Source organism: Sphingomonas yunnanensis (assembly GCF_019898765.1).
Classification (GTDB): Bacteria; Pseudomonadota; Alphaproteobacteria; order Sphingomonadales; family Sphingomonadaceae; genus Sphingomonas; species Sphingomonas yunnanensis.
Genome location: NZ_JAIOKB010000005.1, coordinates 142,521 through 161,289, shown reverse-complemented (window position 1 = coordinate 161,289; position 18,769 = coordinate 142,521). Strand labels below are relative to the sequence as shown.

The 18,769-nt window shown below is 71.3% G+C and carries 20 protein-coding genes; 12 read left to right on the top strand and 8 right to left on the bottom strand.

Annotated features, from left to right (window positions below):
- Window positions 1-18: 18 nt before the first annotated feature.
- The gene (locus K7957_RS14715) at window positions 19-906 is read right to left on the bottom strand and encodes an SDR family oxidoreductase (protein WP_223012744.1); all 888 of its coding nucleotides are present in this window, start codon (window positions 904-906) and stop codon (window positions 19-21) included.
- 97 nt (window positions 907-1,003) lie between these two features.
- Between K7957_RS14715 and K7957_RS14710 the strand changes: the two genes are divergently transcribed.
- Window positions 1,004-1,840, top strand: a complete 837-nt coding sequence (locus K7957_RS14710; RefSeq protein WP_223012743.1) for a helix-turn-helix transcriptional regulator — start codon at window positions 1,004-1,006, stop codon at window positions 1,838-1,840.
- Window positions 1,841-2,060: 220 nt separating this feature from the next.
- Window positions 2,061-2,258: a hypothetical protein gene (locus K7957_RS14705; protein WP_223012742.1), complete on the top strand. Its 198-nt coding sequence runs from the start codon at window positions 2,061-2,063 to the stop codon at window positions 2,256-2,258.
- Here K7957_RS14705 and K7957_RS14700 read toward each other — a convergent pair.
- Entirely contained in the window at window positions 2,248-2,568 is a 321-nt protein-coding gene (locus K7957_RS14700; protein ID WP_223012741.1) for a hypothetical protein, read from the bottom strand. The genes K7957_RS14705 and K7957_RS14700 overlap by 11 nt on opposite strands.
- Before the next feature lie 111 nt (window positions 2,569-2,679).
- On the opposite strand from K7957_RS14700, the gene K7957_RS14695 reads away from it, so the two are divergent.
- From K7957_RS14695 to K7957_RS14685, 3 genes are all read left to right on the top strand, one after another.
- Window positions 2,680-2,832 carry a hypothetical protein gene (locus tag K7957_RS14695; RefSeq protein WP_223012740.1) on the top strand — a complete coding sequence of 51 codons (153 nt, stop codon included), beginning with the start codon at window positions 2,680-2,682 and terminating at the stop codon, window positions 2,830-2,832.
- A complete protein-coding gene (locus tag K7957_RS14690; RefSeq protein WP_246617123.1) occupies window positions 2,832-3,074 on the top strand; it encodes an amidohydrolase family protein in 243 nt (80 codons plus the stop codon). Before K7957_RS14695 ends, K7957_RS14690 begins: the two co-directional genes overlap by 1 nt.
- 72 nt (window positions 3,075-3,146) lie before the next feature.
- The gene (locus tag K7957_RS14685) at window positions 3,147-3,449 is read left to right on the top strand and encodes a hypothetical protein (protein ID WP_223012739.1); all 303 of its coding nucleotides are present in this window, start codon (window positions 3,147-3,149) and stop codon (window positions 3,447-3,449) included.
- Between the two features lie 245 nt (window positions 3,450-3,694).
- Here K7957_RS14685 and K7957_RS14680 read toward each other — a convergent pair whose 3' ends face one another.
- From K7957_RS14680 to K7957_RS14665, 4 genes are all read right to left on the bottom strand, one after another.
- Window positions 3,695-4,657 (bottom strand): glycoside hydrolase family protein, encoded by a 963-nt coding sequence (locus K7957_RS14680; RefSeq protein WP_223012738.1) that lies wholly within the window; start codon window positions 4,655-4,657, stop codon window positions 3,695-3,697.
- Window positions 4,654-5,424: an SDR family oxidoreductase gene (locus K7957_RS14675; protein WP_223012737.1), complete on the bottom strand. Its 771-nt coding sequence runs from the start codon at window positions 5,422-5,424 to the stop codon at window positions 4,654-4,656. Before K7957_RS14675 ends, K7957_RS14680 begins: the two co-directional genes overlap by 4 nt.
- Window positions 5,425-5,509: 85 nt before the next feature.
- Window positions 5,510-8,212: a TonB-dependent receptor gene (locus tag K7957_RS14670; protein ID WP_223012736.1), complete on the bottom strand. Its 2,703-nt coding sequence runs from the start codon at window positions 8,210-8,212 to the stop codon at window positions 5,510-5,512.
- A gap of 747 nt (window positions 8,213-8,959) precedes the next feature.
- Entirely contained in the window at window positions 8,960-9,115 is a 156-nt protein-coding gene (locus K7957_RS14665; protein ID WP_223012735.1) for a hypothetical protein, read from the bottom strand.
- Window positions 9,116-9,329: 214 nt separating this feature from the next.
- Between K7957_RS14665 and K7957_RS14660 the strand changes: the two genes are divergently transcribed.
- Genes K7957_RS14660 through K7957_RS14640 form a run of 5 tightly spaced genes read left to right on the top strand, consistent with a single transcriptional unit; the run spans window position 9,330 to window position 13,027 of the window.
- Window positions 9,330-9,764, top strand: a complete 435-nt coding sequence (locus tag K7957_RS14660) for a pyridoxamine 5'-phosphate oxidase family protein (RefSeq protein WP_223012734.1) — start codon at window positions 9,330-9,332, stop codon at window positions 9,762-9,764.
- Window positions 9,761-10,807 carry a glycosyltransferase family 2 protein gene (locus tag K7957_RS14655; protein ID WP_246617122.1) on the top strand — a complete coding sequence of 349 codons (1,047 nt, stop codon included), beginning with the start codon at window positions 9,761-9,763 and terminating at the stop codon, window positions 10,805-10,807. The genes K7957_RS14660 and K7957_RS14655 overlap by 4 nt, the downstream gene beginning before the upstream one ends.
- The gene (locus K7957_RS14650; RefSeq protein WP_223012733.1) at window positions 10,804-11,781 is read left to right on the top strand and encodes an acyl-CoA dehydrogenase; all 978 of its coding nucleotides are present in this window, start codon (window positions 10,804-10,806) and stop codon (window positions 11,779-11,781) included. The genes K7957_RS14655 and K7957_RS14650 overlap by 4 nt, the downstream gene beginning before the upstream one ends.
- Window positions 11,778-12,431 carry a PIG-L deacetylase family protein gene (locus tag K7957_RS14645; protein ID WP_223012732.1) on the top strand — a complete coding sequence of 218 codons (654 nt, stop codon included), beginning with the start codon at window positions 11,778-11,780 and terminating at the stop codon, window positions 12,429-12,431. Before K7957_RS14650 ends, K7957_RS14645 begins: the two co-directional genes overlap by 4 nt.
- On the top strand, window positions 12,428-13,027 hold the full coding sequence (locus K7957_RS14640; RefSeq protein WP_223012731.1) for a class I SAM-dependent methyltransferase: 600 nt from the start codon (window positions 12,428-12,430) through the stop codon (window positions 13,025-13,027). The genes K7957_RS14645 and K7957_RS14640 overlap by 4 nt, the downstream gene beginning before the upstream one ends.
- Before the next feature lie 72 nt (window positions 13,028-13,099).
- Here K7957_RS14640 and K7957_RS14635 read toward each other — a convergent pair whose 3' ends face one another.
- Together K7957_RS14635 and K7957_RS14630 are read right to left on the bottom strand one after the other, a co-directional pair.
- Window positions 13,100-14,338: a DUF1996 domain-containing protein gene (locus K7957_RS14635; RefSeq protein ID WP_223012730.1), complete on the bottom strand. Its 1,239-nt coding sequence runs from the start codon at window positions 14,336-14,338 to the stop codon at window positions 13,100-13,102.
- 282 nt (window positions 14,339-14,620) lie between these two features.
- On the bottom strand, window positions 14,621-15,199 hold the full coding sequence (locus tag K7957_RS14630; RefSeq protein WP_223012729.1) for a nitroreductase family protein: 579 nt from the start codon (window positions 15,197-15,199) through the stop codon (window positions 14,621-14,623).
- A 118-nt stretch (window positions 15,200-15,317) separates the two neighbouring features.
- On the opposite strand from K7957_RS14630, the gene K7957_RS14625 reads away from it, so the two are divergent.
- Window positions 15,318-16,928 (top strand): peptide MFS transporter, encoded by a 1,611-nt coding sequence (locus tag K7957_RS14625; RefSeq protein WP_223012728.1) that lies wholly within the window; start codon window positions 15,318-15,320, stop codon window positions 16,926-16,928.
- A gap of 100 nt (window positions 16,929-17,028) precedes the next feature.
- Entirely contained in the window at window positions 17,029-18,687 is a 1,659-nt protein-coding gene (locus K7957_RS14620; protein ID WP_246617121.1) for a long-chain-fatty-acid--CoA ligase, read from the top strand.
- The last annotated feature ends 82 nt before the right edge of the window (window positions 18,688-18,769 follow it).

Sequence of the window (18,769 nt, the reverse complement as noted above, 5' to 3'; positions counted from 1 at the left end):
GGCCGCACGGCGGGTCGGCTAGGCATGATCCATCGCGGCCAGGTCGGTCAGCAGGTCGGGGCCGGTCGGCGCCCAGCCCAGGCGCGCGCGCGTCCAGGCGCTCGACGCGGTCATCTCGAGCGCCGCGAAGGACGCCATCCAGCCGAAATACCGCTTGATCTCGTCCGCGGCGATCGAACGGACCGGCAGCCCGCCGGCGCGCCCGATCGCCTCGGCGATGGCGCGCGCCGACACGCCCTCCTCCGCCGAGGCATGGTAGCGCGCGCCGGGCTCGCCGCGCTCGAGCGCGAGCACATAGAGCCTCGCCACGTCGCTGACGTGCGCCGCCGCCCAGCGCGACTCGCCCGCGCCGACATAGGCGATCGCCCCGGCACGCCGCGCCTCCGCGATCAGCGGGGTGATAAGCCCCGCCCTGGTGGTGTCGTGCACCTGCGGCAGCCGGATCGTTCGCACGTCGAGGCGCCGCGCGATCAGCGCCGCGGCGGCGAGTTCGGTGGCGATCCGCGGGTTGGGGTGACCGGGGTTGAGTACGTCCTCGGTGGAGGGACCGCCACGCAGCGGCGTGCCGATGCCGACGCCGGAGGTGATCAGGAACGGCCTGTCGCTTCCCTCCAGCGCCGCGCCGATCGCCGCGATGTTGCGCTCGTCCTTCCTGGTATTCTCGACGAAGTTCGCGAAATCGTGGTCGAACGCGCAGTGGATGACGGCGTCGGCCGCGACGGCACCGGCGGCGAGCGTCGCGGGCGCGTCCAGGTCGCCGCGGTGCGGCTCGACTCCCGCCGCGGCGAGTCGGCGCGCGCCCTCGTCGGAGCGGGCGAGGCCGAGCACCTGGTGCCCGGCCGCGAGCAGCTCGGGGATGACGTGCGAGCCGATGAAGCCGGTGGCGCCGGTCAGGAACACGCGCATGGTATCACTCTCCTCGTTGGTGCGAGGGCGTATCGCGGCGCGGGCAAACCGGTTAAAGTAGGGACGTTATCCTAGTATAGACCGTGACAGGATCAGCATGGCGGAGAATGGCGCCAACCCGCTCGGGACGTATCTGCGCGACCGTCGCACCCGGCTCGACCCGGCGGCGCTCGGCTTCGCCGGCGGTCGGCGTCGCACCCCCGGCCTGCGCCGCGAGGAGGTGGCGAGCCGCGCGAATATCAGCCCGACCTGGTACACCTGGCTCGAGCAGGGTCGCGGCGGGGCGCCCTCCGCCGACGTGCTCGATCGCATCGCCAATGGGCTGATGCTGACCGAGCCCGAGCGCGAGCATCTCTACATGCTGGGGCTCGGCCGACCACCGGAGGCGCGGTACCGGCCGGTCGACGGCATCTCGCCGCGGCTGCAGCGTCTCCTCGACGCGATGACGCTGAGCCCCGCGATCATCAAGACCGCGATGTGGGACGTCGTCGGCTGGAACCGGGCGGCGGCGCTGCTGCTGACCGACTACAGCAGGCTGCCGCGCGAGGGCCGCAACATCCTGCGGCTGATGTTCGGCAGCGACCATGTTCGTGCCCGCAACGAGGACTGGGACAGCATCGCGCGCTTCGTCGTCGCCGCCTTCCGCGCCGACGTGGCGCGCGCCGGCGCGAACAACAGCGCCGCCGCGGCGGAGCTGATCGCCGAACTGTCGCGCCTCAGTCCCGAGTTCGAGGCCTTGTGGCAGGACAATGACGTGGTCGCGCACGGCGAGGGGGTGAAGCGCATCCACCACCCCGTGGCGGGCCTGCTCGCGATGGAATTCTCCTCTTTCGCGGTCGAGGGCCGGCCCGAGCTCGGCATGATCGTCTACAATCCAGCGACGCCGGCGGACGCCGAGCGACTCCGCGCGCTGCTGGACGCGCCCCCGGCGTGACCGCGCGCCCGCGCCGCGATCGACCGACGTTCGCGCGGCGGGAGGGTTGCCTGTCATCATCGCCGCGCACGGCCGGGTTCGCGGAGTTGGTGCGGCTCCATCGCACCGGCGGCATCGGGCGCGATGCTCCACGAGTTCGACACGGCGGAGCCCGTCGGTCGCGGCGAAGGGATAACGTGCGCCCCCTCCCTTCTTTGTCACGGACCTGTTACGCGGGGTCATGTTGAGAATCCGGGAGCGGCGCATCGCCGCCAGAGACGCGCGCGCGGTGCAGCTCCTCGCCGAGATCGAGCGATCGATCGCGGCGCTTGAGAACGAGGACCTGCTCGACCTCGCCGACATCTTCCGCGGTGAGCGCGGTGGTCCATTGCACGAGATCGCCGCGCGCGAGATGACGCGTCGCGCGATCAGCCTCTGAACCGTCGCGGGGCGCGCGATCGGTCAACCGAGACGCCGGCGTGAGCGAGTGGAACGTAGCCCAGCACGAAATCGATCACCTTCGCGCCCGACATCTCGCACGGGCGGAGCGCCGATCGGTCGCCGCCGAGCCGGTAGAGGTTGAAGCTCACCCGGTCGCTGCCACCGAGTTCCTCGGCCCATAGCCACTGGCGTCGGTGATCGGCCGAGCGCGCGACCGTCACGCCGTAGCGCCGCCCCGCGAACAGCCCCTCGCCATAGCCGGCGGGCAGCGCGTCGAGGCGGGTGAGGAAGGCGGCGGGAATCAGCATGGCGCGATGCCGGATGTCGGCCGGCGGCGACCGCCACGCAACCCGGCGCCGCGACGAACCGATCGCGGTGCCGGGCGGTTACAGCCGAACGCGCGGCGCGAGGATAGAGCGATGCGACTGATCGCGATCGAGGAGCATGTGCTACCGTGCTTCGTCCGCGACGCCTGGGCCGCGGCGCCCCCGCCCCATGACCCCGTCTCGGCCTTCGCCGACGGCGGCGCGGCCGGCGAGCGGCTGGCCGACCTCGACGACGCATCGCGCTGATGGACGAGGCCGGCGTCGACATGCAGGTGCGCTCGCTCACCACCCCCGGCCTCCACAATCTCGCCGCCGCGGCATCGGTCGAGACCGCGCGTCGCGTCAACGACACGATCGCCGACGCGGTCGCGCGCCGCCCCGATCGTTTCCAGGGTCTCTCCGCCATCCCCACCCCGGACCCCGAGGCGGCGCCGCGCGAGCTGGGGCGCGCGGTGCGCGAGCTCGGGCTCAAGGGCGCGCTCCTGTGAGGGCGCACGCGCGAGCGCCACCTCGACCAGCGAGCGCTCCGTCCGCTGCTCGCCACCGCGGCGGCGCTGGACGTGCGGCTGTTCATCCCCCCCCAGACACCGCCGCCCCAGGTGCGCGAGGCGAGCTACGCCGGGATCGGTGCCACCGCCGATGTCGCGCTCGCCGCCTTCGGGCTGGGCTGGCACTACGAGGCGGGGCTCGAATGGGTCCGGCTGGCCGCGGCGGGAGTGTTCGACGAACTGCCCAAGCTGCAGATCATCCTCGGGCAGTGGGGCGAGGTCGTGCTCTTCTACCTCGAGCGCACCGGCGCGGTGCTCGACCGCGCGCTCACGCTGGTGCGCTCGCTCGCCGACTATGCGCGGCACAACCTCTAAGTCACGGGCAGCGGCATTCGGCGCGAGACCTACCTGCGCCGCTGCCTCGACGTCGTCGGGCCCGAGCGGCTGCTCTTCTCCACCGATTTTCCCTATCAATATCGCCCCGGCGGCGCGGCGCGGGCATTCCTCGACGGCGCGCCGCTCGACGAGCGCGCGCGCCGGGGCCTCGCTCATGCCGATTGGGAGCGGCTGACCGGCGCGACCGGCTAGCGGCGCGGTGCCGCACGATGACCGCGCGCCACTCAGCTGCGCCGGATCAGCGCGCGCGCCAGCCGTCGATCCTCCAGCGAGTAATAGAGCCAGATCGCGTCCCCCTCGACCACCACCGAGGCGGCGAAGGCGATGTCGGTGGCGCTGCGGTCGGCCACCGGCGGCGGGGTGAGCAGCGGCTCGATCCCGCGCGCCACCACGCGCTCATAGGCGGCGTCGAAGGCGACCCAGCCGATGCGCCAGCGCGCGTCGCGGGTGGCGCCGTTGTAGAACATCACCGGCGAGGCCGGATCGTCGGTCAGCAACGGCCCGGTGGAGAGATGCCAGTCGTCCCAGCTGTCCGCGCGCGGCATGAAGGGCGTCGGCTGCTCGGTCCAGGGTCCCGCGATGTCAGACCCGGTCGCGAGCCCGACGCGCGAGGCCTCGTCCGCGGCATATTCGTAGAACAGCCGCCAGTGTCCATCGGCGGGGCGGTCGACCGTCGCTTCCTTGGTGTTGCCCTCCGACTTGGACGAGGCGAGCGCGACGCCGCTCTTGGTCAGCCGGTCGGGCGACGGACCGGTCGCGTAGGAGAGCTCGCCGTGCGCGTGGTCGGCGAGCACGCCCGAGTAATAGACGACATAGCCGTCCGCCTGCCGCACCACCGTCGGGTCCTCCACGCCGCCGGCGTCATGGTCGCCGGGACCGGGCACGAGCGACGGCGCGTCGAGCATCGTGAAGCGCACGCCGTCGTCGCTCCAACCCGCCCAGATCTGGCCGGTGTCGGTCAGCGGCTCACCGGCCCGGACGGTGGCGCGCACCATCAGCCCCCAGCGCCCATCGTCCTCGCGCCAGACATAAGGGCTCATCAGGTCGCGCGCCATCAGCGCGGGCGGACCGTCGACGGAGACCGGCTCGATCGCCTTGACGTTGAAGTCGAGCGGCGTCGCGGCGGCGACGACCGGATCGCGCCGGTGCGGGTCGGCGATCGCCGCGGCGGGATCGGGGGCGGTCACGCGCCGAGCGCCTGCATCAGCGACAGGCCGCCGTCGATGACGATGCGCGCGCCCGTGATGTAGCGCGCGCGGTCCGAGGCGAGGAAGACGGCGAGGTCCGCCACCTCCGCCGGGTCGCCGGCGCGGCCGAGCGGGATATTGTTCTCCAACGTGCGGCGGTAGGTCTCGTCCGCCTGCGCGCGTGCGTTCATCGGCGTGAGGATCATGCCCGGCTCGATCGCGTTGACGCGGACGCGCCGCGGTGCCTCCTCGATCGCCAGCGTCTCGACCAAGTTCGACAGGCCGCCCTTGGCGGCGCAATAGTCCGCGCCGCCGGCGCGCACCGCATAGGCGTGGATCGACGAGATATGGATGATCGCGGCGTCACTTGCTGCCTCGCCGCGCGCGGTCAGGAAGCGGCGCGAGACGAGGAACGCACCGGTGAGATCGGTGTCGAGCAGACGGCGCCACTGCGCCAGCGCCATGCCGCGGACCGGGACACCGCTCATGTTGAGCCCGGCGGAGTTGATCAGGACGTCCGCCGGCCCCCACGCCGCCTCGACCGCGGCGAAAGCGGCGTCGACCGAGGCCTCGTCGTCGACATGCGCCTGGACCGTCATCGCCTCGCCGCCGTGCTGCCGCACCGCCGCGGCGCTCGCCTCGGCGGCCGCGGCATCGGCGAAGTAGAGCACGGCTACCCGATCCCCCCCGGTGCCGAACGCCGCGGCGCAGGCCGCGCCGATACCCGATTCCGCACCCGTCACCACGATCGTCCTGGCCACCGTCATCGTCCTCACCGTTGCCGCCGCATAACGCCGCTCGGGCGCGAACGGTCTCAGCCCGGCGGGCGGGAGCGCGCCCTCCCCGACGATCTCACATGATGAGGCGGGCGGTCAGGACGAAGCGGCGCTCCTGCTCGAGGAAGCTGGCGGGCAGCTCCGCCCCGCTACCGATCAGGATGTACTCCTTGCGCTGTGTATCCAGCACATTGTTGACGTTGAAGCCGAGCTGGACGTTGCGCGTGACGAAGGCGTTCACCGACAGGTCGAGCTGGCCGTAGTCGCGCACGTAGCGCTCGGCGCCGAACTGCCGCCCGACATTGTCGTCGCGCAGATAGGCGCTGCGCCAGGCATAGGCGAGCCGCGCGTCGATCCCGGCGTGATCATAATAGAGCACTGCGTTGGCGCTCTTCTTGGACAGGCCGGGCAGCGGCGTGGTGCGCGACACGCCGTCCGCACTGCGCACGCTCGCCTTGCTGTCGGCATAGGTGAAGTTGAGGATCGTGCCGAAATAGCTCAGCGCGCCCGGCAGGAAGAAGAAGGGCGACTGCAGCCCGGCCTCCAGCCCGTGGATCGTCGCGCTGTCGCCGTTGGTGGGCTGGGTGAAGGCGACGATGCCGCTGGTCGGCAGGCCGGTCTCCTGGTCGGGGAAGCTAGCCAGCTCCGACACGGTGGTCTGCGAGATCAGCGAGCCGATCTGCTTGGCGAAGCCGTTGAGCGTCAGCAGCGCCCCCGGGTGGAAATACCACTCGAAGCCGAGATCCTCCTGGTCGGCGAGATAGGGGCGCAGGTTGGGGTTGCCGCGGTTACCGGTGCGCGGCCCCGAGTTGATCGTCGTCGCGGGGCTCAGCTGGTCGAGCGTAGGGCGCGTCATCGCGCGCGAATAGGTGCCGCGAAGCAGCATGTTGGGCGCGACTTCCCAGCGCGCGTTGATGGCGGGCAGGAAGTTCGTGTAGCGCGCGTCGACGTTGCTGGGGGTCAGCTCGGTGCCGATCAGGCCGAAGCCGTTCGACGACGTGTCCGTGACGATCACGCGCAACCCGGCGTTCACCGAAAGCGCCCCCATGGTGAAATTGCCCTGCAGGTAACCGCCGTACGTCTGCTCCACCACCTCGAAGGAGTTGAGCTGGTCGCCCTGCGGATCGGTCGCGAACTGGTCCGAGGTGAACGGGTCGAGCCCCGGGTAGACCGTCTGGATCAGCTTGTCGCGATCGACCGAGAGGATGCGGTCCGGCGTGGTCGCGTTGCGCACGCTGAACGGCAGCGTGGCGGCGAACGCGCCGAGGCCGAGCGGGCTCGCGCCGAGCAGCTCGGCGCCGTTGTACAGCCCGACGTTGCGCGCCTGCTGGCGCGAGGTCCGGTGCGTGTAGCGCGCGCCGGCCTGGACGCTGGTGAGGCCGGGCACGCCCTCGAACTCGCGGGTCGCGTCGACGCGCCCGACATATTCGTCGATCGTGTTCACCGCGCGGTTGAAGATGAAGACGTTGTAGCCGAAGCGATCGGGGTTGCTGCTGAAGTCGGTCGCGGTCGAGCTGAATTGCGGCACGTCGCCGGCGACGCGATAGGTCACGTCGGCACCCGGCGCGGCGAACGAGTAGAGATCCAGCTCGTTGCTCGAGCGCTGGTGCGCGTAGCTGAAGCCCGGCGTGATCGTGAGATGATCCGCCGCCTCCCATTTGGCGCGCAGCGTTCCCTGGTAGACCTTGTTCTCCTGCGGCTGGTAGCTGTAGCCGACGCGGTTCTGGATGTTGCGGAACGTCGCCTGGGTGACCGCGCCGTTGTCGATCACATAGTCGGTCGGCGCCTGGTTGCCGGGTGAGCTGGTGCCGTCGGCGAAGAAGCTGGTCCCCTCGATCGGCGCGTCGGGGCGATCGTCGATCTGCGTTCCCTTGCGCCGCGCGTAGAGGAAGTCCGCGGTCAGCTCGAGCCGCTCGGTCGGGCGCGCCTGCCCGGCCACGGTGACACCGAGATTCTCACGCTTCTGCTGGTAGCTGTAGAAAGCGGTGGTGCGCGGCGTGGCGGCATCGAGCAGCGGCGCGGGGGCGGTGGCGAGCACGTCGGCCGAGGCGATGTTGCGGAACGGCACCCAGGGACCGAAGTCGACCTCGTTGGTGCGGAAGTCGGTCTTCGAATAGGCCGCGGCGACGGTGATGCCGTAGCGATCGTCCCAGTTCTGGCTGACCAGCCCGAACAGGCGCGGCACGGCTTTGCCCTTCTGCCCGATCGTGACGCCGCCGGTGGCGGTGGCGCGGAAGCCCGGGATGTCGAAGGGCTTGGGCGTCTCCTGCAGGATCGTGCCGGCGAGTCCGCCCTCGACCGTGCTCGCGGTCGGCGACTTCTCGACGGTCACCTTGGCGAACAGCTCGGGCGCGAGGACGCTGAAGTCGAAGCCGTTGAGCGCGGTGCCGCCGTTGATCTCACTCCTGGTGAACTGCGGGCCGAGGCCGCGCAGGTTGATCGTCTGGCCCTCGCCGTTGACCGAGCGGTCGATCGTGATGCCGGGCACGCGCTGCAGGGATTCCGCCAGGTTGTTGTCGGGGAACTTGCCGATGTCCTGCGCGGAGATCACGTCGACGACCGAGATCGAGCGGCGCTTGTCGGCGAGCGAGCGCTCGATCCCGGCGCGCAGCCCGGTGACGACGACGTCGGCGCCCTCCGCCTGGGACGGTGCCACCTCTTCGCCCTCGGTGGGAGCGTTGGCGCCGATGGTCTGCGCCCGCGCACTGGCGACCGTAGACAGGAAGGCCGAGCTGATCAGAAGAGCATGACGCAGGCGGCGATGTGCACGTTCGTTCATCTTTTCCCCTCTCGCGGCGGAAGCCACTCGTGTGATCTGTCGCTCGACCGTCCTTGCTGAGCCGGTTCGCTCGCTCGATCGTGTCGGCGACTCGCCTGTCTCTCGCGATGCACTCCGGGCGGCGCGTCGGCTGGCCGCGTCGCACGCCCGTACCGACGCGACGCGCGCCGCTCGCCCTCTCAACGGAGGAGCGCTTGCTTGCGACTCGTTCCTTGCGTCTGTTTACCGCCCGGGAGAAAGAAAGCAAACGAAACTAAACGCACTTTGCTTATTTGTGAAAAGCAGCGACCGTTGAGCGCCGTCAAGCGCGGGACAACATCGCCTCTCGCCGGGCAGCCCTCGATACCCCGATGAGAGATGCGTCCTCTTCGGCGGGCGGGAGTTCTCGCGACGAAGATTGTGGGCGCGGGATACGCCGTTGCGCCATCGGGAGCGCAATCGAGCGCGCTACGAAACGAAAGTATGACAGTCGGCGGCGGTCGATCCGCGCGACCAGCCGATCGCGGCGTACCGCCGCGGAACGATCGTGTCCCAGATCTTAGTGGCCGCCCGCCGCCGCGATCGAGCGCTTCGCTCTCCCGCCGTCAGGTGCACCATGCCGACCTGTCGTCGCGCCGGACGCGAAGCACCGCGAGGCGCCACGGCGAGGGCGCCGCCGCCCGATCCCGGGTCATCATCGCCCTGCCCGGACGGCCTGTTACCGGCATCCTGCGAGGTGCTGCGCTATGCCGCGCCTGGCACGCCCGGCTATTGGTCCATCTCGTCGATCAGCCGCTCCGCCTCGCGCTTGGTGCGGAAGATGATGTCGATCCAGCGATCTTCGCTCGGCAGATAGAGGCCCCATTGCTCCTCGCCGTCCACGGATGGGCGACGGGCGGCGAGGTAGCGGACATGTTCAGACACACGCGCTGCTTAGCCGGGTAGCGCCGCGAGGAAAGTGGCGGCTCGGTCCCGCGATGGCACAGGTTGGCGCCTGTCACCCGCGGACCCACGATCCCGCAACCAGGCTAACAGCCGAGATGGATGAACCAGATCGGTTCGCTCTCGTTGAAGCCTCGGTGAATCAGCGAGTTGGCGGTGGTCGCTGACGGCTGGGCCACCCATCGGGGGGGGGAACATGGCCGAGCTGACCTTGCACGAGCTGGCGCGGAAGATGGCCAAGCTGGATTTCGCCATGCTGGCGACTCGATCGGCCGCCGGCGCGCTCACCGCCCGACCGATGAGCAACAATGGCGACGTCGAATACCAGGGCGACAGCTATTTCTTCGCCTACGACGACTCGCGCAAGGTCGCCGAGATCCGCGCCGACGCGGCGGTGACACTCAGCTATACCGGTGCCGCCGGGATGCTCGGCGGGCCGCCGCTGTTCGTCGCGGTCGACGGGCGTGCGGCGCTGATCGAGGACAAGGTCCAGTTCGAGGCGCATTGGACCAAGGACCTCGACCGTTACTTTCCAGACGGCATCGACACGCCCGGCGTCGTCATGATCGTCGTCCGCGCCGACCGTATCCGCTACTGGGACGGCGGCGACGACGGCGAGATCGCCGCTTGAGCCACGGCGCGGCGGTCGGCGACGCGCTGGCCGCGCTCGCCATCTGCGTGCCGGCGCGCGACGAGGGGGCGCGGCTCCCTCGGCTGTTCGAGGGACTGGAGCGGCTTGCGATACCGCCCGGCCTGCCGGTGCACGTCTGCCTGCTGCTCGACGGCTGTACCGACAACAGCGCGGCGCTCGCCGCCGATTATACACGCACCTCGGTGCACCGCCTCCATGTCGCCGCCTTGCCGCGCTCGACGGCCAACGCCGGGATCGCCCGCCACACCGCCATGGCGCTCGGCACCGCGGCGCTGGGGCGCGAGGGGGGTGTCCTGCTCAGCACCGACGCCGATGGCTGGCCCGCGCCCGACTGGCTGCACGCCACCCTCGCCGCGCTCCGCCAGGCCGAGCTGGTGGCGGGCGACGTCGTCCGCAGCGGCGCGCGCGGCGACGAAGCGCAGGACCGTATCGAGCTTTACTACGCGGGGCTGCACGCGCTGCGCCGGCGCGTCGATCCGGTCGCCTGGGAGGCCGCGGCGACGCACCACCATGCCAGCGGCGCGAACATGGCGCTGCACAGCGCGACCTACGCGGCGCTCGGCGGTTTCGAACCGCTCGTCAGCGGCGAGGACGCGCGGTTGGTCGACGACGCCGCGCGCGCCGGACACCGCGTCCGCCGCGACGCCGCGAGCGTGGTCCACACCTCCGCGCGCCGGCACGGTCGCGCGCGCGGTGGCCTCGCCGCCGCGCTGCGCGCCCTCGATCGCGACGGCCTGGCGAGCGTCCGCGTCGCGCACCCGCTCGACCAATTGTGGCAATATGAACGTCACGCCCTCGCGCGCCGCGCGTTCGGCGCGGGCGATCTCGGCGTGCTGACGCCCGCGATCGGGCTGGGCGCTGACCATCTGCTCGGCGTCGCCCGCGACTGCCCCAATGCCGAGGCGTTCGCGATGCGAGTCGTGCCAGTCGGGCCTGAGGGAATGCGCGAAGTGCCGCTTCCCCTCGCCGAGCGCGCGCTCGCGGCGCTGTTCGCCGCGGCAGCGCCGGCGCGCGCCGCGTGAGCGGGCTGCGCGCGCGCCTCGCCGCGCTCGACGCGGAGCGCGGCGCGCCCGACGACCCGCGCGACGAGGAAGCGCTGCTGGCGCTGCTGCGGCTGCTCTATCGCGTCGGGCGTGAGGACCTGCCGCTCGGCCGACTCTTCGAGGGGCATGTCGACGCCACGCAGATCGTCACACGCTACGGCGACTCGGCGCTGCGCGCGCGGCTCGCGACGGCGATGCGCGCGGGTGCCGCGCTGGGGGTGTGGAACGCCGACCTGCCCGGCGAGCCGCTGCGCCTCGACGAAGACGGCCGGCTCTCCGGCGGCAAGAGCTTCGCCTCGGGCGCCGGGCTGCTGTCGCACGCGCTGGTCACGGTCGACGCGGCGGACGGGCGCCAACTGGTGCTGCTCGACCTCGGCGTCGCGCCCCCCGCGATCGACCGCGCCGTGTGGCGCGTCGTCGGCATGCAGCGCTCCGAGACGCATGTGGTGCGCTGGGACGACGCACCCGCCGCGGCCGCGACGCTGGTCGGCGCGCCGGGCGACTATGCGCGCGAGCCATGGTTCAGCGGCGGTGCACTGCGCTTCGCCGCGGTGCAGGCGGGTGGCGTCGCGCGGCTGGTCGACGCGGTGCGCGACCATCTCGTCGCCGTCGCGCGCGCGGCCGACCCGCACCAGGCGGGGCGCCTGGCGCGATTGTACGCGCTGGCGGAGCAGGCGGCCGCGGCGGTGCGCCGTGCCGCAGCGGGCTGGTTCGCCGACGCGGACGCGCGGCTGCCGCTGGTCGCGGCGGCGCGCTGCGCGGTCTATGCCGCGGGCGGGGAGGCGCTCGCGCTCGCGCAGGAGGCGGTCGGCGTTCAGGGCCTGTTCCTCGACCACCCGCTCGCCGCGACGATCACCGATCTCGCCATGTACCTGCGTCAGCCGGGACCGGACGCGCAGCGGATGCTGGTCGGTGCGGCCGTCGCCGCGGGCGTGTTGAGCCCGGCGCTGTGAGGGCGCAGGTCGGCCGCCCGCGCGCGCTGCTGGTCGTGGCGCCCCATCCCGACGACGAGGCGATCGCGGCGCACGCGCTGATCACGCGGCTGGCGCGCCGCGGCACGCGCGCGGCGGTGCTGGTGGTGAGCGACGGCGCGGCGTCGCATCCCGGCAGCCGCGCCTGGCCGCGCGCGCGGCTGGTGCGCGAGCGTCGCCGCGAGACCCGCCGGGTGATGCGGCGCATCGGCGTCGCCGCGGGCGCGATCACCTTCCTCGACCTGCCCGACGGGCGGCTCGCCGACCACGCCGCCGCGGTCCGCCGCGGTGTCGGTCGCGCCGTCGCGGCTCTGCCCGCACCGCTCTTGGCGCTCGCGCCGTCGATCGGCGACGCGCACCCCGATCATCGCGTCGTCGCCGCGGCGGCGCGGCCGCGGCCGGGGGTGCGGTGGTGGCGCTACCCGGTGTGGCCCGCCGGGCAGCAGCTGCGCGGCGCGCGCGCGCTGCCGCTCAGCGCGCAGGAGCGGCTCGCCAAACGGCACGCGATCCGCGGCTATCGCACGCAGGCCGGACGGATCACCGACGACCCGCGCGGCTTCGCCATGACGGCGCACCAGATCAGGGCGTTCAGCCGCCCGCGCGAGCTGTTCGCCGCGGCGGCGGCGCGGTGAGCGCGATCACGCTCGCCGGCTTCGAGCGCACCTTTGCCGCCGATCCCGACCCGTGGCGCACCTTCTCCGACCGCGACGAGGCGGTGAAGCGCGTCGCGATCCTGCACGCGCTCGGCGCCGGGGCGCGCGGCCGCGTCCTGGAGCTCGCCGCGGGCAATGGCTCGAACAGCCGCGCGCTCGCCGCGCGCGCGCTGCGGCTCGACGCGACCGAGGCGACCGAGGCGGGGACCCGACTGGTGGAGGCCGCGCTCCTCGGCCGCGGTGCGCGCGCGCGCGCGATCCGGCTGACGGTGCCGGCCCGCTTCCCGCGCCCGCGCTACGACGCGGTGGTCGTGGCGGAGCTGCTCTATTATCTTGATCCGAGCGCGATGGCGCGCACCGCGCGTGACGTCGCGTGCGCGCTGCGGCCGGGCGGCATGCTCGTGCTGGCGCATCACCGGATCGACTTCCACGATTTCGCGCAGCACGCGGCGTCGCTGCAGCGCCGGTTCCTGCGAGCGACCGGACGACGCTGGCGCACCCGTCCGGTCCGGCGCACCGGGCGCTGGGTGGTGTTGGCGTGCCGTTTGGCCCAACATGGCATCACCGCGCCATAGCCGCTCCTCGGAGGCGACCATGGCGCGGTGATGTGCGATCGTCCCGGCGCGTGGGTCGTGCGGGTGCGCGGCTTACTTCGGCAGGTCGACCAGCCGCGGCGTGGCGTTCCAGGTGAAATCGTCGCGCATCCGCAGCTGCAGGCCGTTGCCAAGGTCGCCGCCCGAGCAGTTGAGCAGCTTGTTGACGCAATTCTCGGTCCACATCTCGAGCACCTTGTCGTCCCAGGCGCCGATCCAGTCGGCGTGGAAGGTCGTGCCGGGGCGCTGCGTCGCCATGCCGGGCATCGAGTCCGAGGCGAGCGTCCAGGTGCTCTTGCCCTCGCTCCAGTCACCCGAGGTGTCGAGATCTTCGTCCACCGTGTACCAGGCGCCCAGCGTGAAGGTGGGCACGATATACGGGTGGGTCGCCGGGCATTTCAGGATCCCGTCCCAGCCGTAGCTCGGGAAGGCCATGTGGCTGCGGTGGTTCTTGGGGTTGAGCTCGCGGCCGTTCCAGCAGCTCGGCGCCTGGATCACCGCGCCGATGCGGTTGCCGACCGGGCAGAACTTCGCTGCGGTGACGAGATCCGGGTAATGGCCGGGCGTCGCGGTCGGACCGTCGCAGTTGAAGTAGAAATTGTTGTCGCTCTTGCCGTTGCTCATGTCGTAGCCGAACACGAAGCGCAGGCCGCGCGGCATCTCGACGCACGCCTTGCCCTCGATCTGGCAGGCCGGGCTGCTGTCGGGCAGGCGCTTGTAATAGATCGAGACGTAGTCGGGGCGAACGACCTTGCCCTTGCCGTTGAGCATCGCCGGGACCCAATAAGCCGAGCGATTGAGCTTGTTGTTGCAGGTGCTGTCGCCGGTAAAGCGAAGCTTGCCGTAGTCGGAGTAAGCGTTCGCGCCGGTATTGCCGAAGAACTGGTGGGCGTGCGACTTGCCAGGCTGGCCCGGGAAGACGATCGGATCGTCCTTGAGCACCTGACCCGGCATGCAGATGAAGCGGAAGGCGCCGACCACGTCCGGCGCTCCGGACTGCGGGATCGCGCCCGTTCCCCAGGCCGGGACCAACAGATCGTCCGTCTTGAAATTGCTGGCATAGGACGGCTGCTGAACGAGGCCGAGCGGCCCGGTCTTGCGGATCGCGTCGACGGGCAATCCGTCCGCAGCGAGCTTGACCGTCGCGGCGGGCTTGGGCGCCGAGGCCGCAGCCGGCGCGGCGACCACCGCGACGAGACTGGTCGCGGCCTGCGCGACGTTGGCGGTGTTCGTCGCCGCATAGGCGCTCGACGCGGCGAGCACGGCCGCACCCACGATCCAAAGCTTCTTCATGAAACCCCCGAAGAGACAGACATTTGGACGGAGCCACAGCGACAATGCGATAAGCCGCGCGCCTTCCGACTAAAGCCTTCTTACTCCAGGATTCCATTCCGATCGGTTAAACCAAAGGGTTTCGCGTTCTTAACCTAAGCGACCATAGGATCGCATTAACTTCTACTTAACATCGGCGTCCAAAGACCTATGATGATCGATCATGCCACGTCGATCAACTGCACGGCGCGCCGGCGCCATCCGGATATCCTTTCGCCATGAGCGCTGGCGGCAGGGCGGGGCTCAGCCCGCCCACTCGCTCCACAGCGCGGCGGGATCGGGCCGCGGGCGTTCCTCCAGCGCGCGGCCGGGCGTCCCGATGAACAGGAAGCCAGCGATCCGCTCGGGCGCGGCGCCGAACAGGTCGCGCACCGCGTCGGAGAAGGCCGGCCAGCCGGTCAGCCAGCCCGCCGCGAAGCCGTGCGCGTGCGCGGCGTGGAGCAGGTTCATGCACGCCGCCCCCGCCGACAGCTCCTGCTCCCACAGCGGGATATGGCTCTCCCGCCGGGGCGAGGAGAGCGCCACCACCAGCGCCGGCGCCTGGCGCGCGAACTGGTCCATCGCGTCGAGCTCGAGACGCGTCGCCGCCGGCCGCTCGGCGCGATAGGCCTCGACCAGGCGCGCGGCCAAGGCGCCGCGGCGCTCGTCCGGAACGATCACGAAGCGCCACGGCGCGAGCTTACCGTGATCGGGGGTGCGCCCCGCGAGCTGGATCATGGCGACGAGCTGGTCGCGCGTCGGCCCGGGCGCGACCAGGTCGCGCGGCTTGCCCGAGCGACGCGTGGCGAGCAGCGTGAGCGGTGAGGAGAGGTCGTTGAACATCGCCGAGACAGATAGCGCGCCCGCGGGATATTTACAGCCGCGGCCAAGGCGCTAGTCTCGCGCGCAACCAACCGGCGCCGCCAGCGCGCGCCCTGCCCCTCTCCGGAGCCGCCAGCCCTTGCCCATCATCCCCACGATCGCGGTCGGTTTTCTCGCATTGCTGCTGGGCGGCGGGATCGCCGCGGCGGTCAAACCCGGCGACGAGTTCGCCGGCCACCCCAAAGGGCTGTACGTCCTGTTCTTCGCCGAGATGTGGGAGCGCTTCTCCTATTACGGCATGCGCGCGCTGCTGATCTTCTACCTGACCAAGCACTGGCTGTTCGACGACGGCAAGGCGAACCTGATCTACGGCGCCTACACCTCTCTGGTGTTCGTCACCCCGGTACTGGGCGGCTACCTGGCGGACCGGTATCTCGGCCAGCGCCGCGCGGTGGTCTATGGCGCGGTGCTGCTCACGCTCGGCCACCTGCTGATGGCGGTGGAGGGCGACGGCGGGCAGGCCTCGGCAGCGATCAACGTCTTCTGGCTCGCGCTCGGCTTCATCATCGTCGGCGCGGGCTTCCTCAAGGCCAATATCTCGGTGATCGTGGGCCAGCTCTACCCGCTCACCGACATCCGCCGCGACGGCGCGTATACGATCTTCTACATCGGCATCAACACCGGCGCCGCGCTCGGCACGATCCTGGCGGGCTGGCTCGGCGAGACCTACGGCTGGTCCTACGGCTTCGGCGCGGCCGGCGTCGGCATGCTGCTCGGTCTGCTGGTGTTCGTGCTCGGCAAGCCGCTGCTCAAGGGCCAGGGCGAGGCGCCGGGCACGCTGACCCGGCGGCGCGAGTGGACGCTCTACGCGGTCGGCATCGCCGCGGTCGGCGTGATCTGGCTGCTGATCCAGTATCAGGACGTGATCGAGACGCTGCTGATGGTCTCGGGCGTGGCGCTGCTCGGCTACGTGCTGTTCGCCTCGTTCAAGCTGGACCCGCACGCGCGCGACCGGATGTTCGCGGTGCTCTTCCTGATCGCGCTCAACCCGCTGTTCTGGGGGCTGTACGAGCAGGCCGGCGGCAGCCTCAACCTGTACACCGACCGCTTCGTCGACCGCGGCGGCGTGCCCGCCTCGCTGTTCCAATCGGTCAACCCGATCTACATCGTGCTGCTCGGGCCGATCCTCGCTGGCCTGTGGGTGTCGCTCGGGCGGCGCGGCTGGGAACCCTCGGCGCCCGCCAAGTTCGGGCTCGCGCTGGTGCAGGTGGCGCTGAGCTTCCTGCTGTTCGTCTGGGGCGCGCGGCTGTACGGCGCGGCGCTGACCCCGGTGTACCTCGTCTTCATGATCTATTTCTTCCAGACCTCGGGCGAATTGTGCCTGTCCCCGGTGGGTCTCTCGGCGATGAACCGGCTGGCGCCGCGCCATCTCGCCAGCCTGATCATGGGCGCGTGGTTCTACATGACCGCGGTGGGCAATTTCGTCGCGGGCAAGATCGGCGAGGCGACCGGCGGCGGCGAGGGCGGCACGATGACCCGCGACGGCACGCTGGCGGTCTATGAGACGATCGGCTGGTGGGCGATGGGGATCGCTGTGCTGGTGCTGCTCGCGAGCCCGCTGGTGCGCCGCTGGATGCACCTCGACACGCTGCGCGACCACGACGAGGCGCACGCGATGGCGGGCGAGGCCGAGCTGGCCGAGCCGCACGCGGCGGGGTTCGACAGCGCCAGCGCGACGCGCCCGCACTGAGCCGACCGACATCAATCGACAGGCGACAGCCGGGCGCGGCTGAGCCATCATCCCCGCACGACGCGACCGCGATCCTCGCGGCGCGCGGGTGGGAGAGACGATGCCGCTGCTCGGGCTGATGCAGGACATGCCGCTGACGGTCGACCGCTTCCTCGACCATGCGGCTGAGTGGCACCCCAGCGTCGAGATCGTCTCGCGCGACGCCGAGGGCGCGGTGAGCCGCAGCGACTACGCCGGGCTGCATCGCACCGCCAAGCAGGTGTCGGCCGCGCTCGCCGCGCTCGGCATCGCGCCGGGCGACCGCGTCGCCACGCTGGGGTGGAATGGCTTCCGCCACCTCGCCGCCTGGTACGGCGCCACCAACATCGGCGCGGTGCTCCACACGCTCAACCCGCGGCTGTTCCCCGAGCAGATCCGCTATATCGCCGACCATGCCGGCGACCGGCTGCTCTTCGCCGATCCCGCCTGCGCCGCGCTGGCGCAACGGCTGCTGCGCGAGGTGCCGTCGCTCGAGCGGGTCGTCTACCTGTGCGGCGCGGACGGGCTGCCCGAGCCGGGCGCGCTCGCCTTCGACGAGCTCGTCGCGGCGCAGCCGACCGACCATGCCTGGGGCGGGTTCGACGAGCGCGCCGCGTGCGGGCTGTGCTACACCTCGGGCACCACCGGCCTGCCCAAGGGGGTGCTCTACTCGCACCGCTCCAACTGGCTGCACACGATGATGGCGCTCCAGCACGACGCCATGGGGCTCTCGGCGCGCGACACGCTGCTGCTGGTAGTGCCGATGTACCATGCCAACAGCTGGGGCGTGGTCTATTCGGCGCCCGCCGTCGGCGCCAAGCTGGTGCTGCCGGGCCAGCGCATGGACGGCGCCTCGCTGTACGAGCTGATCGAACAGGAGCAGGTGACCTTCTCCGCCGCGGTGCCGACGGTGTGGCAGGGGCTGCTCCAGCACCTGCGCGGCACCGGGCGGGGCTTCACCGCCCTCGAGCGCGTCATCATCGGCGGCGCCGCCCCGCCCGAGGCGCTGATCCGCGCCTTCCAGGACGATTACGGCGTCGAGGTGGTGCAGGGCTGGGGCATGACCGAGACCTCGCCGCTGGCGACGCTCTCCTCCCCCACCGCGGCGGTGCTGGCGCAGCCCTATGACGAGCAGGTGCGGCGCAAGGCGATGCAGGGGCGGCCGGTGTGCGGACTGTCGCTGCGGCTGGTCGACGATGCGGGCGCGCCGCTGCCGCACGACGGTGCCACCGCGGGGCGGCTGCTGATCCGCGGCCCAACGATCGCGCGCGCTTATTACGGCGAGGCGGCGGAAGCGGTCGATGCCGAGGGCTGGTTCGACACCGGCGACGTCGCCGTGATCGATGACGCGGGCTATGTGCGCATCACCGATCGCGCCAAGGACATCGTCAAGTCGGGCGGCGAGTGGATCAGCTCGATCGAGATCGAGAACCTCGCGGTGGCGCACCCCTCGGTGGCGATCGCGGCGGTGATCGGCGTGGCGCATCCGGTATGGGGCGAGCGGCCGGTGCTGCTGGTCCAGCCAGCGCCGGGCGCGGCCTGCGCCAAGGAGGAGCTGCTCGCCTTCCTCGACGGCAAGATCGCGCGCTGGTGGATGCCCGACGACGTGCTGGTGGTCGAAGCGATCCCGCTCGGCGCGACGGGCAAGATCGACAAGAAGCTGCTGCGCGAGCGGTTGCGCGACTACCGGCTAAGGGAGGCAGAGGGCGGGGATAGTGGGTGCAACGATCCTCCCCTGTAAGGGGAGGTGGCACGCCGAAGGCGTGACGGCGGGGTGTCGCGGGCGGTAAGTCCAGCGCCCCTCGCCGGCCGGGTCACCCCTC